The sequence below is a fragment of the Terriglobia bacterium genome, from assembly GCA_020073495.1.
In the GTDB taxonomy this organism is placed as follows: Bacteria; Acidobacteriota; Terriglobia; order Terriglobales; family Acidobacteriaceae; genus JAIQFD01.
The window spans coordinates 112019-125416 of sequence record JAIQFD010000002.1; the positions used below are offsets into that span (position 1 = coordinate 112019).

Sequence of the window (13398 nt, forward strand, 5' to 3'; positions counted from 1 at the left end):
ATTCTAATGCGCCCGCGCTAGTCGGCCTGCGGGCTCAGGGCCGGCGAAGCGGGACGCGCCGTACGGCTGCGTCCGATGGCCGGCACGATCCACAAGGCCAGGCGGGACAGCATCAGGATGGCGAAGATGACAGCATACGTCTGCGGCTTGACGGTCACGCGCTTCACCAGCCAGAGGAAGTGGATCACGCCCGCCAGGGCGCTGAAATAGATCAAGCGGTGAAGCGTCTGCCAGCGTTTGCCGCCCAGGCGGCCGATCCAGCCGCGCGTCGAAGTAAACGCCAGCGGCAGCATGAGGACAAATGCGCTGAATCCGGCGGTGATGAAGGGACGCTTGTAGACGTCCGGCACCATGCCGGCGAAATTGAAGTTCTGGTCGAGCCAGACGTAGGTCGTCAGGTGGAGCACGCCGTAGAAGAAAGCGAACAGGCCGAGCATTCGGCGGAAGCGGATCAGGTCGGCGATGCCGGTGAGCTTGCGCAGCGGCGTGATGGCGAGCGTCGCCATCAGGAAGACCAGGACCCACTCGCCAGTGGAGCGTGTGATGAACTCGATGGGGTTGGCGCCCAGCGTCCCCTGGACGCCCTTCCACACCAGCCGCACCAGCGGCCCCAGGCAAGCGAGGAAGACAGCGACTTTCAGGATTGGGACGCGTTTCATAGAGATCAAAGCAGGTCCCTCGACTCGGACGCGCGCGGTTCGGCGCGTCCTCGCTCGGGATGACAATTCAATAATATTTTTTCAGGTCCATGCCGCTATACAGGCCGGCGACCTCGCTGTACCCGTTGAACATCTGCGTCTCACGCTTCTTAATGGAGGCGAAGAAGCCGCTGCCGTCGATGCGGCGTTCGGTCTTCTGGCTCCAGCGCGGATGGTCCACGTTCGGGTTGACGTTCGAGTAAAAGCCGTACTCGTTGGGCGCGGCCTTGTTCCACGCGGTCTTAGGCTCGTGGTCCACAAAGCGGATCTTCACGATGGACTTGCAGCTCTTGAATCCGTACTTCCAGGGCAGCACGACGCGGACGGGAGCTCCGTTCTGGTTGGGCAACGTTTCACCGTACAGGCCGAAACAGAGCAGGGCGAGCGGGTGCATGGCTTCGTCCATGCGCAGACCCTCTACGTAGGGCCAATCGAGGACCGCCTGGCGCACGCCGGGCATCTGAGCGGGATCGGCAAGGGTGACGAACTCGATGTACTTGGCCTTCGACGCCGGCTCCACCTGCTTGATGAAGTTCGACAGCGAGTAGCCGACCCAGGGGATCACCATGGACCAGCCTTCGACGCAGCGGTGGCGGTAGATGCGCTCTTCCAGCGTCGCCATCTTCATGAGCTGGTCAATGTCGTATTCGAGCGGCTTCTTGACGAAACCTTCCACCAAGACCTTCCACGGCTGTGGCTTCAGGCGGTACGCCTCGCGCGCGGGGTCGTCCTTGTTCACGCCGTACTCATAGAAATTGTTGTAGGTGGTGAGGTCCTTGTACGGCGTCTGCTTCTCGTCGGTCTTGATGGTGGTCTTGAGGCCGGGGAGCTTGGTCCCCGCGAGCGCGGACTCTGGCGATACGAACTCGAGCAGCCTCGGCCCGGCCAGCAGCACCGCCCCCGCGACTCCCATGCCGGCCATGAACTTGCGCCGGTCCAGGTAGGAGCTTCTGGGCGTGATCTCGGACGACGGGATATCAGACGGCTTCTTGATCAGCATGGCTGCAATCTATGTATGGTCCGGACGCTGGATTCCCCCTCTCATCAGACACGTATCCCTTGCAAAAGTTTCAGAGAGATGAGCAGAGAAGCCAACGAAGAACGACCGAAGACCAACGACTCCTTACTCGTAGCGCAGGGCCTCGATGGGGTCGAGTCGAGCGGCTTTGCGGGCCGGATAGAAGCCAAAGAAGATACCGACCGCCATCGAGAAGAAGACGGCGACGCCGATGGCAACGGGCGAGACCAGCACCGGCCAGCCGAAGACGGTGACGATGACCTGGGTGGCGCCCACGCCGGTCAGGATGCCGACCGTTCCGCCCAGCAGGCTGAGCGTCACTGACTCAAGCAGGAATTGTTTCTGCACGTCGGTCTCGGTGGCGCCGATGGCCATGCGGATGCCGATCTCCCGCGTGCGCTCCGTGACCGATACCAGCATGATGTTCATGATGCCGATGCCGCCCACCAATAGCGAGACGCTGGCGATGGAGAGCAGCAGCAAGGTCATGACGCGGTTCTGCTGGTCGCGAAGCTCGGCCAGGTCGGCGAGGTTGCGGACGAAGAAGTCGTCGTCCTGTTCGGGGCGGATGCGGTGGCGGTCGCGCAGCAGGCTGGTGATCTGCTGCTCGGCGGTGTAGCTGCCTTCCTTCGAGACCGCCGAAACCATGATGTAGCGCAGCCAGGTGTCGCCGGTGAGTTTCTTCTGGTGGGTGGTGTAGGGGATGATCACGACGTCATCCTGGTCGTTGCCCATGGCCGCGGACATACCCTTGGATTCCAACACGCCGACCACCTTGAAGGGCATGTCCTTAATGCGGATGGTCTGGCCGAGGGCGTTGGTGGAGCCGAACAGGTTCTTGCGCACGGTTTCGCCGACCACGGCGACGTTGGCGGCCATCTCCACGTCCTGCTGGGTGAACTCGGTGCCCTGGGCGACCGCCCAGTTGCGGACCTCGAAGAACTCCGGCGAGGTGCCGCTGATCTGGGTTCCCCAATTGTCGTTGCCGAAGACCACTTGCGCCCCGGTGCCCACACCCGGCGCAGCATTCTTCACCGCGGGACACTCCTTGAGGATTGCGGTCAAGTCGGAGTAGATCAAAGTCTTGGTGTTGCCGTGACCCATGTGCAGGCCGCCGCGGGTCACCGTGCCGCTACCAACGAAGATCAGGTTCGAGCCCATGGCGGCGAGCTGCTCCTGGGCCTTCTGCGCGCCGCCCTGGCCGATGCCGACCACGGCGATCACCGCGGCCACGCCGATGATGACGCCCAGCATGGTCAGGATGGAGCGCATCTTGTTGCGCGCCAGGGCGCGCAGCGCGATGCGCAATGTGGACATCAGGTCCATATCAATCCTCCAGCGTGGGCATGGTATTCAGCACCTCGGCGGCGCGCGGGCGCTCGAGGACCTGCTCGTCCTTGCGGATCTTGCCGTCGCGGAAAATGAGGACGCGGCGGGCGAACTGCGAGATGTCGTGCTCGTGCGTCACCAGCACGATGGTGATGCCGCGCTCGTCGTTGAGCCGCTGGAATATGTCCATGATCTCGATCGAGGTGCGGCTGTCGAGATTGCCCGTGGGCTCGTCGGCCAGCAGGATCGAGGGGCGGTTCACCAGCGCGCGCGCGATGGCCACGCGCTGCTGCTGCCCGCCCGACATCTGCGACGGGAAGTGGTGCGCGCGGTCCATGAGCCCGACCATCGCCAGAGCCTCGAAGGCCCGGGCCTCGCGCTGCTCCCGGTCCAACCGCGCATAGATGGCAGGCAGCTCCGCGTTCTCCAGCGCGGTGGTGCGCGCCAGCAGGTTGAATCCCTGGAAGACGAAGCCGATCTTCTGGTTGCGGATGGAGGCGAGCTGGCGCTTGTCGTGCCCGGAGACGTCGGTGCCTTCCAGGAAGTAGCGGCCGCTGCTCGGCTTGTCCAGGCACCCGAGCAGGTTCATGAAGGTGGACTTGCCGCTGCCGCTGGCGCCCATGACGGCGACGAACTCGCCGCGCGCTATGTCCACAGTGACGCCGCGCAGGGCGTGCACCCGGGTCTCGCCCAGGTCGTAGTACTTGTGCACGTCGTCCACGCGGATGAGTACTTCCGCCCCCGCGGCATGATTCTCGCTGGTCGGTAAGACGTCGGTTACAGCCAATGTTCCCTCAGCAATTTACACAGATTCATGAAAGTATTGCTTGAATGTGGACCGGCCCCCACGTTCTTAGCGCCGCGGCGGGCCTCCCACCGGGCTGCTGGTCGCGCGCACGGTCTTGGCGCCGGTGACCAGTTCGTCGCCCTCCTTCAGTCCGCCGCCCTGGAGCGCCTGCGTCAGCTCGGTGAAGGTGTGATCGGTGATGCCGGTCTTCAGCTTGAGCGGCTGCAGCGTGTTGTCGGGGCGGAGCTTCCACACGATGGAAACGTCGTACCTCGGCGGGCGGGGCGCTCCCGAAGCGCCCGCCGGAGCCGCCGGTCGCGTGCCGCCCGGGGCATCGACTCCGTACTGCTGGTACAGCGCGCGGATCTCTTCCGGCTTCAACTCCGGCTTGTAGCGCAGGGCGCCGTTCGGCACCTTCACCACGTTCGAGGCGGTCGCGACCGGAATGGTGACGTACGCCGTCATCCCGGGGAACAGCTTCATCTCCGGGTTGTCGAAATCCACCACCGTCGTGTAGGTCACCACGTTCTGCACGGTCGTTGCGTTCAGCCGGATCTGCGACACGTGGCCGGTGAACGTCTCCCGGGGGAAGGCATCCACTTTGAAAGTGGCGGCCTGACCCGAACGGATGTTGCCCACGTCGCTTTCGTCGGTGCTGACGTACACCTGCATCTTGGTGAGGTCCTGCGCGATGGTGAACAGGGTCGGGGCCTGGAGCGAGGCGGCGACGGTCTGTCCCACGTCCACGTTGCGGGCGACCACCGTGCCGTCGATGGGCGAGCGGATGGTGGTGTAGTCCAGATTGGTCTGGGACACCGCGACTGCGGCAGCTTTCTGCTGCACCTGGGCGGCCGCCTGCGTGACCTGGGCCTGCGAGGCCGAGACTTGCGCAGCGGCGCTCTCGGAAGTGGCCTGGGCGAGGTCGAGTTGCTGCTGGCTCATCACGCCTTCCTTGGCCAGTCCCTGCGTACGCTCGTAGTCCGCCTTGGCCTGGACCGCGGTGGCGCGCGATTTCTCCAGGTTGGCCTTGGCGGAAGCCAGGTTGGCCTTCGCGTTCTCCAGGTCCGCCTTGGCCTGCAGCATCGCGCCCTCGAAGAGCGACGGTTCGATCCTGGCGATGACCTGCCCTTTCTTCACGCGCGAGTTGAAATCGGCGTAGAGCGTCTGGATGGTGCCGGAGACCTGCGAGCCCACCTGCACGGTGATCACGGCGTTGATGGTGCCGGTGGCTTCGACCACATCGCGGATGTCGCCGCGTTCGACCTTGGTGGTGAAGTATTGCGGTTTTTCCTTCTGGGTCAGGCGAAATGCCGCGAAGATCGCCACCGCGGCTACGATGACTGCGATAATGAACCACTTATTTCGGAGGATTTTCACGTTTGACGATTCCGTACTGTATGAATTCGGCGCTGGAGTGGAGACCAGGATTTGCCGCTGGAATAAACCCGCAAGACACAGCAAAGTCGCGGCGATTCCAGACACCTTGATTGTAGCAGCGGGAAGCATCGGCAGAGCAGCTTCTTTAGCGCACTAGCGGGCTGCGGCGATGAGCTTCTGCGCGTTGCTCCAGATGTCGTCCTGCGCGGCTTCCACCCGCTTCCGGAGGTCCTTTTCGAGCTTGCGATGCTGCTCCTCCAGGTTCTTCTCGACCGCGGCCGGGCAAGAGGAATTCAGCGTGGTACGGTACACTCCTCTGCCGAGGACCGCTCAGCCCTGATGAAGCGCCTGCCTCTCACTCTCGTTGTGGTGGCCGCCGTGGCGTCGCTCACGGTCGCGTGTTGGGCACAAACGGACATCACTTATTCCGCCGACTGGTGCCGCAAGCTGCCCCGTCCCGAATACAAGAAACTGGTACGGGTGCCCATCAAGTCGGACTGGTTCGAGGTGTATCGCGTCCGCCCGGGGGTCTTCGCCATCTACGAGCCGCACCAGGCGGAAGAGGTCATCTCGTACCTCATCGTCGGCTCCCGCAAAGCCCTGCTCTTCGATACGGGCATGGGGATCGCCGGCATCCGCGCTGTAGTACAGCAATTGACCAGGCTGCCGGTCACAGTCCTGAATTCGCATACCCACTACGACCACATCGGCGGGAATCACGAATTCGCCGACATCCTGGCGATGGACACCGACTTCACCGGTGAGCGCGCCGCGCACGGCTACTCCGATCAGGTGATGAAGAACGAGGTCAGCCCGGAAAGTTTGTGCGGCAGATTGCCGAAGGGCTTCGATGCGAACGGCTATCGCGCGCGGCCCTTTCACATCACAGGAACCGTTCGCGACGGCAGTCTCATCGAGCTGGGAGGACGCAGACTCGAGGTGCTGTCCGTTCCTGGCCACACCCCGGACTCGATCGCCCTGCTCGACCGGACCAATCGCCTACTGTTCACCGGCGACACGTTCTACGCGGGACCGATCTGGCTCTTCGAACCAGAGACCGACTTGAACGCCTACGCACGATCCACCGCGCGGCTGGCATCTCTTGCCGACTCGCTGGACCTGCTGCTGCCGGGACACAACACTCCGGCCGTTTCCCCGGCGTATCTGCGCAAGCTGCGCGACGCGGCGCAGGCCATCGTCACGGGGGCGGTCAAAGAGACATCGCGGGAGGACGGTCATCGGCGGTTCCAGTTCGACGGCTTCTCGATCTTGACGCGGTAACCCCGCCGGTTGACACCCGCACAACTCAGAATCCGACAAACACCGGCTCGGGCAGGAGCTGGATGCCGAAGGTGTCCAGCACGCGCTGCTGGATCTCGTTCTTGAGCGCGATGATCTCGGCCGCCGTGGCGCCGCCACGATTCACGATGGCCAGCGAGTGCCGCCGCGAGATCCCGACAGCGCCACGGGTGTAGCCCTTGGCAAAGCCCGACTGCTCGACCAGCCACGCGGCGGCCAGCTTCACCCGGCCGTCGGGGGCAGGATAGCTCGGCGGCTTCAGGCCGCGTCCAGCCACGATCCCGGCGATCCGCGCGTACTCCGTGGAATTCACGATGGGGTTCTTGAAGAATGATCCGGCGCTGCGGCAGTCGTCGTCGCCGGGGACGATGAGCATGGCCTTCGACAGCCGGATCTGCCGCACCGCTTCACGCGTCTCCGCCAGGCTGGGCGACGGGTTTCCGGCAAAGAAGTTCTTCAGGTCGGCGTACTCGATCTTCGGTGCGCCGCCGCGGGTGAGGACATAGCTGACGCGCAGCACGATGTAGCGCCCGCGCTGCGACGAATTGAAGATGCTGGTGCGATAGGTGAAACCGGCGTCGGCGTTGCTGAGGTCGAGCACGTCGCCGCCTTGAACGTCGAGCACGCGCACGCTGGTGATGGTGTCGGCGACCTCCTGGCCGTAGGCGCCGACGTTCTGCACCGGAGTGCCCCCCACCGTGCCGGGAATGCCGCTCAGGCACTCGATCCCGGCGCAGTCGCGGGAGACGACGCGGGCTACAAAGGCGTCCCAATCCTCGCCCGCGGCGGCGTCGAACACAGGCCGGCCGCCCTCCTCCCGCTCTTCGATCCCGCGCAGCGCGATCCTCAGCACCAGGCCGGAGAAACCGGCGTCGGACACCACCAAGTTGCTGCCGCCGCCCAGCACGAACAGGGGCAGGGTGCGCGCTCCGGCGTGCTCGACCGCGGCGCGGACGTCGGCCTCGCTCGCCGCCTCGACGAACCAGCGGGCCGGACCGCCCACTTGGAAGGTGGTCAGCGGCGCCAGCGGCACATGTTCCTGGATCTGCACCGAGGCCAGAATAAATGAGGATCGGGAGATTGAGGCATTGAATCATCGAGTCATTGGGCCAGACTGGCGGCTGGGACCCAAGGGATCAATCACTCAATGAGTCAACGATCCGATTCCCCGATTGGTCGCTTCCCGACACTCTTGGTATATTGTTGCGAAATCCCCGAGAGGAGAAACAGGCCAGAATGTATCCAGAACTGATGGTGGTGCCCATGCGCGAGGAGCTGACCCGGTTGGGGGTCCAGGAGTTGCGGACCGCCTCGGAGGTGGACTCGGTGCTCTCAAGGAACGAGGGCACGGTGATGGTGGTGGTGAACTCGATCTGCGGCTGCGCCGCCGGACGGATGCGTCCCGCCGTGCGCCTCGCGCTGGAACATTCGATCCGGCCCGACAAGGTCGTCAGCGTCTTTGCCGGACAGGACCGCGACGCCACCGAGCAGGCGCGCGGCTACTTCACCGGCTACCAGCCGTCCTCGCCCTCCATCGGCCTGCTGCGCGACGGCCAACTCGTCTTCATGCTGGAGCGGCACGACATCGAGCACCGCGAAGCCGGGGACATCGCCGCCGACCTCACCAGCGCCTTCAACAAGTTCTGCGCCAAGGCATCGGCAAACTAAGGACGGATCAGTCGCAAGAAGTAGCCCGGCAGGCGCCGGGCTTTCTCATTTCTTGGGTTTTCGTACCGTTGGCGGCTTGGAGTCGGCAGGGGGCTCGTGCGCACGTAGGTTGTCGAGCACCTGCTGCGCTTCTTTCATTCTTGGATCCAATCGTAGCGCAGTCTGCGCCGCCTTTCTGGCTGGGTCGGCTTTCCCCTCGGCGGCGTACGCCATCGCCAGGTTCTCCCACGCGTCGGCATCCTTGGGATCGATCTGGATGGCGCGCAAAAGTGGGGCCTCTGCCTCCTTGGGCCGATCCAACCGCACGTATGCGTAGCCAAGATTGGTGAATCCGCCAGCTACGTCCGGAGCAAGCTGAGTCGCGGTTTGCAGTACCGGAACCGCGTCGGCGTACTTCTCCTGGACAAGGTATACGTAGCCGAGGTCAAGGTATGCCTGGGCGAATTTCGGATCGTGCGAGATGGCATCTTTGAACGCGGCGACCGCCTTGTCGTACTGCTTGGCTTGCATCGCCTGCACGCCGTCAGCCCAGGCCATCGGCGCCGCGTTGACGCGCTTGGCGTAGGTGAAGCCGGTGAACAGCAGAACAACTGCAAGCCCGAAGGTACCGATCTTTTTGCCCGTACCCTCCTCGGAGCCCGCGATGGGCAACAGGGCCCCGAGCAAGAGTCCCGTGGCCAACCCGCCCAGGTGCGCGGAATTGTCAATATGTGGGCTGATGAACCCGAAGAAGAGGTTGTAGCCGATGAAGGCCACAATGCTCTTCGAATGCCGCTTGAGGTACTCCGCCGGAAGTGCAAGCTGACCGGAACGAAGAATGGTTACCAACATCCCGGCGGCGCCGAAGATCGCGCCCGACGCTCCCACGCCCACCACCAGGGGATGCCACCACACGCTCGCCACCGCGCCGCCGATCCCCGCCAGCAGGTACGCGGCAGCGAAGGTCGCACGGTCCAGGTAGCGCTCCACGAACATGCCCAGCGACCACAGGCACCACATGTTGAACAGGATGTGGAGCAGCCCCGCGTGCACGAAGCAGGAAGCCAGAAGCCGCCACGGCTGCCCACTCAGCGTCATGGGACCGAAGTCGGCCCCCCAGCGCAACAATTGATCGCGAGTCGGCTCGGCCGGAGAAACTCCCTTCGCCACCATAACGACAAACACCAGCACGTTCAGCGCGATGATGGCGGAGGTCACCGGGAACTGCTGCACCAGCACCGAGAGCGGCGGGCGCTGGAGCTGCGGCGCCGGCTGCCGTGGCGGAGGTAGCTGTTCCTGCCGGCACTGCGGGCACAGGTCGGAGGTCGCGCCCAGGATGGGAGGCGAGAACTCCGCCCCGCAATTGCGGCAGGTCGTGATGTTGATGCGGCTCATCGAAAGCTCACTGTGCGCCCGCCGGCGTCTGGCTGACGAATGCCTTTACCGCGATCTGGTTGGGCTGCAGCCCGACCGGGATCAGCAGGAACATGACATACGGGCTGGTGTCTTTTCCCTTGGGCTTACGCTTCTGGATGACGGCGACATCGGCGCTCTGCGTGTCCACCACGAGCACGTAGTTCTCGCGCGGCGAGAGAGCGATCGCGTCCGGCTTGTTGCCGACGGGAATCGACATCAGCAGCTTGCTGTTGTCGATGGCGAAGACGGAGACGGCATCGGAGCCGAAGTTGCTTACGTACAGCAGCGTGTTGTCGCCGCTCACCGCGCTGCTCACCGGGCTGGTGCCGATCAGGTAGGTGCCACCCACCTCATTCGCTCCCGTCTCGATCACCGAGATCGAATGTGCGTCGAAATTGCTCACGAACATCTCGCCCCCGTCGGGCTTCAGCGCCAGATGGATGGGCGTCTTGCCAACGTCGAGCAGCGCCAGCAACTTTTGCGACTTCAGGTCGATGGCCGCCACCTGCGCCGCGCCGGTGCAGGCCACGAAGGCTTTGGACGAGTCCGGCAGGATGGCGATGTCCTCGGGCTGATGGCAGATGGGAATGGTCGCAACCGATTTCATCTGCCCGGCGTCGAGCAGGGAGACGGAATCGCCGCCGCGGTTGGAGACCACCACGATCTTCCCGTCGGGCGAGACGCGCGCCAGCCCGGGCGCGGCGCCGACGCCCACCGTCGCCAGCACCCGCCGCTGGTCAAGGTCGAGGATGGAGACGTTCGCCGAGCCGGAGTTGGCCACGTAGCCACGGCGCCCATCCGCTGAGACATCGATGAAATAGGGCTTGCCGTGCACGCCGATGGTCGCCACCACCTGGTTGCTCTCCGCGTCGATCACGCTCACGTTGCTCGAACCGGTGTTCACGATGTAGACCTCGTTCTTCTTCGGATTGACGTCGAGGCCGGTCGGCCCATGTCCCACCACGAGAGTCTTGACGACCTTCAACGTGAAAAGATCGATCACGCTGACCGAATTGCTCTTTCCGTTGGTGACGTAGGCGTACTCGCGGTATCCGGGAGGGAAGTGCTGGCTGGAACAACCGCTGGTGAGGGCCGGTAAAACGGCAGCGGCTATCACCAGGACGACTTTCTTCCAACGTCCCCGGTGTCTCCCCGCCTCAGTGGTTTTGTTCGGATGCATCACGCGCCGTGACACACGTTAATGGATGGGCAGACCGGGCGCAATTCAGCGCGCCGCGGCCGGCTGCGCCGATGCGGCCGGCGCTACCACACGGTCCACAATGGGTGCAATCTGCCGCACCTTCTTCATCAGGTCGTCGAACTGGTCGGGATAGAGCGATTGCGGGCCGTCGGACAGGGCGCGGTCGGGATCGCAGTGCACCTCGACGATGAGCCCGTCGCAGCCCGCCGCCACCGCAGCGCGCGACATCGGCACCACCTTGTCCCGCTTGCCTGTGCCGTGGCTCGGGTCCACCAGGATGGGAAGGTGGCTCAGCCGCTGCACCGCCGGCACCAGGCTGAGGTCGAGCGTGTTGCGCGTGTGGTCGGCAAAGGTGCGCACGCCGCGCTCGCACAGGATCACCCGGTAGTTGCCCTCGCTCATGACGTACTCGGCCGCCATCAGGAACTCTTCCAGCGTCGCCGACATGCCCCGCTTGAGCAGCACCGGCTTCTTGGAGCGCCCGGCGCGCTTCAGCAGGGAATAGTTCTGCATGTTGCGCGCTCCGATCTGGATGACGTCGGCGTATTCTTCGACCAGGTCCAGCGACTCGTAGTCGATGGCTTCGGTGACGATCATCAGGTTGTACTGTTTGCGCACGTCGGCGAGGATCCGCAGTCCCTCTTCGCCCAGCCCCTGGAAGGCGTACGGGGAAGTGCGCGGCTTGTAGGCTCCGCCGCGGAAAAAACGTGCCCCGGCGCGGCTCACGCGCTCGGCCACGGCGAAGGTCTGCTCCCGGCTCTCCACCGAGCACGGCCCCGCGATGATCATCAATTCCTTAGCGCCGACCGAGCCGCCGTTCGCGAACTGGACGACGGTGTTGTCCTGCTTGACGTCGCGGCTGACCAGTTTGTAGGGCTTGCTGACGCGGATGACTTCGCCGACTCCGGGCATCTCCTCCAGGCCGATCTCCACCACTCCCTGGTTGCCGGTGATGCCGATGGCGGTACGCTGCGCCCCCGGGATGGGGTGCGCCCGCAGACCTGCGCGCTCGATCTTTTCACATACCGCACGCACCTGCTCTTCGCTGGCGTGCGCCTGCATGACCACCAACATGGCCGGGACCCTCGGAAACCTTGTAGTTTACCGCATTGTGCGCTTGCGACCCAGGACGCAAGTCCGGCCGGCATTTAGAATCGACCTCCGCATGCCACGCTCCATGGCCAACGAGCAGGACATCCTCAAACGGCCGCCGCCGAAGCATCCTCCCAAGCTGACCTCGCGGCGCATCGGCATCCACACCTCGACCCAGGGAGGCGCAGCGACCGCCGCCGAGCGCGCCTACCGCCTGGGGTGCAACACCTTTCAGATCTTCTCCTCGAGCCCGCGCCAATGGAAGCCGTACGCGCTGGCGCCGGAGCAGTGCGACGCCATGCATCGCCTGCGCTCGAAGTACGGCCTCAAGCCGCTGGTCATCCACGCCAACTACCTGGTGAACCTGGGCGCGATCAACGAGACCTTCTACGGCAAGACCATCGCGGCATTCCGCGGCGAAGTGGAGCGCGCCCTGGCGCTCGGCGCCGAGTATCTCGTCGTGCATCCCGGATCGTTCCGCGGCGCCAGCAGGGAAGAGGGACTCGCCCGCGCCGCGCACGCCATCACCCAGGCCACACAAGGGCTCGATCTGGCGAAGGGCGGCCTCACCGTGCTGATCGAGAACACTGCGGGAGCGGAGTTCTCCCTCGGCGGAAGCTTCGAGAAGGTGGCGGCGCTGGTCGGCGTCCTGCGCGACATCGTCCCCGTCGCCGCCTGCATCGACACCTGCCACACCCACGTCGCCGGCTACGACATCGTCTCCGATGCGGGCTACCACGCCACGCTCGCGCAGATCGACGTGACCATCGGCCTGGAGAACGTCCCCGTTTGGCACTGTAACGACGCCAAGGCCGCCTTCGCCTCCAAGCTCGACCGCCACCAGCACATCGGCAAGGGAACCATCGGCCTGGAGCCCTTCCGCCGCCTGCTCAACGATCCTCGGCTCAAGCGCGCCGCCTTCATCGCCGAAACCCCCATCGACGAACCCGGCGACGACCGGCGGAACGTGGACGCGCTGAAGAAACTTGTCGCTAAGAAGCACCCCATCTAAACGCAAAAAGGAGAGCGTGATGAGAATAATCCTGCTTATCGCTTGTTTAGCAACTGCTATCGCGGGCTCCGCACAAACAAAAGTTCCACCCAAAGTCGTTCGGCGATTGGAGCCAACTCTTGCGGCTCTTAAGAAACCTCATGTGGACCCGGAGTGCCGGGGTGTCGACTACACGGGGCGCTGCGCCGACATGTTCCGCGCGTATGAAGAACGACTTTACGACCTATTCAAGGACAAGACGGCCACGGGTGATGAGTCAGTTGCAGTCTTATTCTCCTTTTACATTGGTGAACACCCGGGAGAGGAGCTACTGTGCGAGGCTGCTGGTCGAGGACGCCCCATGATTCCTCTTCTCAAGAAGTACCGGACTTGCAGCCCAGACATACTGTCACGCTACCCACGAAGCATGCATCTGGAACAGAACATTTGCCGAGAAAACATCGATCGAGCGATTGATCTCATACGCACCGACAAAGTGAAGAAACAATGCGATTTCGATTAGAAGTCGCTGTGTTTTTTCTC

Annotated in this window: 14 protein-coding genes; 4 read left to right on the forward strand and 10 right to left on the reverse strand. The window is 63.9% G+C overall.

Annotated elements, in window-relative coordinates; translation table 11 throughout:
- Positions 1-17 precede the first annotated feature (17 nt).
- The 6 genes from LAN37_04260 to LAN37_04285 all read right to left on the reverse strand — a co-directional run bounded on the left by LAN37_04260 (position 18) and on the right by LAN37_04285 (position 5521).
- The gene (locus LAN37_04260) at positions 18-659 is read right to left on the reverse strand and encodes a sulfoxide reductase heme-binding subunit YedZ (GenBank protein ID MBZ5646419.1); all 642 of its coding nucleotides are present in this window, start codon (positions 657-659) and stop codon (positions 18-20) included.
- A gap of 67 nt (positions 660-726) precedes the next feature.
- The gene (msrP, locus tag LAN37_04265) at positions 727-1698 is read right to left on the reverse strand and encodes a protein-methionine-sulfoxide reductase catalytic subunit MsrP (protein ID MBZ5646420.1); all 972 of its coding nucleotides are present in this window, start codon (positions 1696-1698) and stop codon (positions 727-729) included.
- 123 nt (positions 1699-1821) lie between these two features.
- Complete coding sequence (locus LAN37_04270; GenBank protein ID MBZ5646421.1) at positions 1822-3042, reverse strand: ABC transporter permease; 1221 nt, start codon at positions 3040-3042, stop codon at positions 1822-1824.
- A gap of 1 nt (position 3043) precedes the next feature.
- Positions 3044-3832 carry an ABC transporter ATP-binding protein gene (locus LAN37_04275; GenBank protein ID MBZ5646422.1) on the reverse strand — a complete coding sequence of 263 codons (789 nt, stop codon included), beginning with the start codon at positions 3830-3832 and terminating at the stop codon, positions 3044-3046.
- A 66-nt stretch (positions 3833-3898) separates the two neighbouring features.
- Entirely contained in the window at positions 3899-5209 is a 1311-nt protein-coding gene (locus tag LAN37_04280; protein MBZ5646423.1) for an efflux RND transporter periplasmic adaptor subunit, read from the reverse strand.
- A 153-nt stretch (positions 5210-5362) separates the two neighbouring features.
- Positions 5363-5521 carry a hypothetical protein gene (locus LAN37_04285; GenBank protein MBZ5646424.1) on the reverse strand — a complete coding sequence of 53 codons (159 nt, stop codon included), beginning with the start codon at positions 5519-5521 and terminating at the stop codon, positions 5363-5365.
- 27 nt (positions 5522-5548) lie between these two features.
- Here LAN37_04285 and LAN37_04290 point away from each other — a divergent pair, with 27 nt between their 5' ends.
- Positions 5549-6490: an MBL fold metallo-hydrolase gene (locus tag LAN37_04290; GenBank protein ID MBZ5646425.1), complete on the forward strand. Its 942-nt coding sequence runs from the start codon at positions 5549-5551 to the stop codon at positions 6488-6490.
- A gap of 25 nt (positions 6491-6515) precedes the next feature.
- Here the strand turns inward: LAN37_04290 and LAN37_04295 are convergent, their stop codons facing one another.
- Complete coding sequence (locus LAN37_04295; GenBank protein ID MBZ5646426.1) at positions 6516-7559, reverse strand: UDP-N-acetylmuramate dehydrogenase; 1044 nt, start codon at positions 7557-7559, stop codon at positions 6516-6518.
- A gap of 185 nt (positions 7560-7744) precedes the next feature.
- Here LAN37_04295 and LAN37_04300 point away from each other — a divergent pair, with 185 nt between their 5' ends.
- Positions 7745-8176, forward strand: a complete 432-nt coding sequence (locus tag LAN37_04300; protein ID MBZ5646427.1) for a BrxA/BrxB family bacilliredoxin — start codon at positions 7745-7747, stop codon at positions 8174-8176.
- 45 nt (positions 8177-8221) lie between these two features.
- On the opposite strand, the gene LAN37_04305 is transcribed toward LAN37_04300, so the two are convergent.
- The 3 genes from LAN37_04305 to aroF are packed head-to-tail and all read right to left on the reverse strand — an operon-like array spanning position 8222 to position 11846.
- Positions 8222-9550: a rhomboid family intramembrane serine protease gene (locus LAN37_04305; protein MBZ5646428.1), complete on the reverse strand. Its 1329-nt coding sequence runs from the start codon at positions 9548-9550 to the stop codon at positions 8222-8224.
- Positions 9551-9557: 7 nt separating this feature from the next.
- Positions 9558-10751: a beta-propeller fold lactonase family protein gene (locus LAN37_04310; protein ID MBZ5646429.1), complete on the reverse strand. Its 1194-nt coding sequence runs from the start codon at positions 10749-10751 to the stop codon at positions 9558-9560.
- A 45-nt stretch (positions 10752-10796) separates the two neighbouring features.
- Positions 10797-11846 (reverse strand): 3-deoxy-7-phosphoheptulonate synthase, encoded by a 1050-nt coding sequence (aroF, locus tag LAN37_04315; GenBank protein ID MBZ5646430.1) that lies wholly within the window; start codon positions 11844-11846, stop codon positions 10797-10799.
- A 91-nt stretch (positions 11847-11937) separates the two neighbouring features.
- On the opposite strand from aroF, the gene LAN37_04320 reads away from it, so the two are divergent.
- A complete protein-coding gene (locus LAN37_04320) occupies positions 11938-12876 on the forward strand; it encodes a deoxyribonuclease IV (GenBank protein ID MBZ5646431.1) in 939 nt (312 codons plus the stop codon).
- A gap of 19 nt (positions 12877-12895) precedes the next feature.
- Positions 12896-13378, forward strand: coding sequence for a hypothetical protein (locus LAN37_04325; GenBank protein ID MBZ5646432.1), 483 nt, complete (start codon positions 12896-12898; stop codon positions 13376-13378).
- Positions 13379-13398 lie beyond the last annotated feature (20 nt).

What these genes read in the sequence shown, in the direction of transcription:
- LAN37_04270 (MBZ5646421.1), bottom strand. Translation starts at nt 3,042, where the DNA reads ATGGACCTGATGTCCACATTGCGCATCGCGCTGCGCGCCCTGGCGCGC.
- LAN37_04310 (MBZ5646429.1), bottom strand. Translation starts at nt 10,751, where the DNA reads ATGCATCCGAACAAAACCACTGAGGCGGGGAGACACCGGGGACGTTGG.
- msrP (MBZ5646420.1), bottom strand. Translation starts at nt 1,698, where the DNA reads ATGCTGATCAAGAAGCCGTCTGATATCCCGTCGTCCGAGATCACGCCC.
- LAN37_04300 (MBZ5646427.1), top strand. Translation starts at nt 7,745, where the DNA reads ATGTATCCAGAACTGATGGTGGTGCCCATGCGCGAGGAGCTGACCCGG.
- LAN37_04305 (MBZ5646428.1), bottom strand. Translation starts at nt 9,550, where the DNA reads ATGAGCCGCATCAACATCACGACCTGCCGCAATTGCGGGGCGGAGTTC.
- LAN37_04260 (MBZ5646419.1), bottom strand. Translation starts at nt 659, where the DNA reads ATGAAACGCGTCCCAATCCTGAAAGTCGCTGTCTTCCTCGCTTGCCTG.
- aroF (MBZ5646430.1), bottom strand. Translation starts at nt 11,846, where the DNA reads ATGTTGGTGGTCATGCAGGCGCACGCCAGCGAAGAGCAGGTGCGTGCG.
- LAN37_04325 (MBZ5646432.1), top strand. Translation starts at nt 12,896, where the DNA reads ATGAGAATAATCCTGCTTATCGCTTGTTTAGCAACTGCTATCGCGGGC.
- LAN37_04290 (MBZ5646425.1), top strand. Translation starts at nt 5,549, where the DNA reads ATGAAGCGCCTGCCTCTCACTCTCGTTGTGGTGGCCGCCGTGGCGTCG.
- LAN37_04320 (MBZ5646431.1), top strand. Translation starts at nt 11,938, where the DNA reads ATGCCACGCTCCATGGCCAACGAGCAGGACATCCTCAAACGGCCGCCG.